The sequence below is a fragment of the Cupriavidus mimosae genome, from assembly GCF_023952485.1.
Classification (GTDB): domain Bacteria; phylum Pseudomonadota; class Gammaproteobacteria; order Burkholderiales; family Burkholderiaceae; genus Cupriavidus; species Cupriavidus taiwanensis_C.
On record NZ_JALHRY010000094.1, the window covers coordinates 1 to 938 of the forward strand.

The 938-nt window shown below is 64.6% G+C and carries 1 protein-coding gene; it reads right to left on the reverse strand.

Annotated elements, in window-relative coordinates:
- On the reverse strand, positions 1-938 hold a 938-nt coding region (locus MKD50_RS30465), incomplete at both ends, for a bifunctional UDP-4-keto-pentose/UDP-xylose synthase (protein WP_252669769.1).

Sequence of the window (938 nt, forward strand, 5' to 3'; positions counted from 1 at the left end):
GGGCGCCAGCCCAGTTCCTCGATGGTGTTGTCGATCTTCGGCACGCGGTGCTGCACGTCCTGGTAGCCCTTGCCGTAGAAGTCGCCCGACGAGGTCTCGACGATTTGGGTGAGGCGCGCCTGCTGCGCGTATTCCGGGTAGTCGGCGGCCATCTTCAGCATCATCTCGGCGAGCTCGCGCACCGAGTGGATATTGCCCGGGTTGCCGATGTTGTAGATCTTGCCGCTGGCCACGCCGCCGGGATTTTCGATGATGCGCATCAGCGCGCTGATGCCGTCGGCGATGTCGGCGAAGGCGCGTTGCTGGGCGCCGCCATCGACCAGCTTGATCGGTTCGCCGCGCACGATATGACCGAGGAACTGCGTCACCACGCGCGACGAGCCTTCCTTCGATTCGAAGATCGAGTCCAGCCCGGCGCCGATCCAGTTGAAGGGGCGGAACAGTGTGTAGTTCAGGCCCTGTTCCATGCCGTAGGCGTGGATCACGCGGTCCATCAGCTGCTTGGAGCAGGCGTAGATCCAGCGCGGCTTGTTGATCGGGCCGTAGACCAGCGGCGAGGCGTCGGGGTCGAATTCCTCGTCGCCGCACATGCCATAGACCTCGGAGGTCGACGGGAACACCAGGTGCTTGCCGTACTTGACCGCGGCGCGCACGATCGGCAGGTTGGCCTCGAAGTCCAGCTCGAACACGCGCAGCGGCTGGCGCACGTAGGTGGCGGGGGTGGCGATGGCGACCAGCGGCAGCACCACGTCACACTTGCGGATGTTGTACTCGATCCACTCCTTGTTGATGGTGATGTCGCCCTCGAAGAAGTGCATGCGCGGGTGCTCGACGAGGTCGCCCAGGCGGTCCGTGTTCATGTCCATGCCGTAGACCTCCCACGGCGTGGTTTCCAGGATGCGGCGCGTCAGGTGGTGGCCGATGAAGCCGTTGACGCC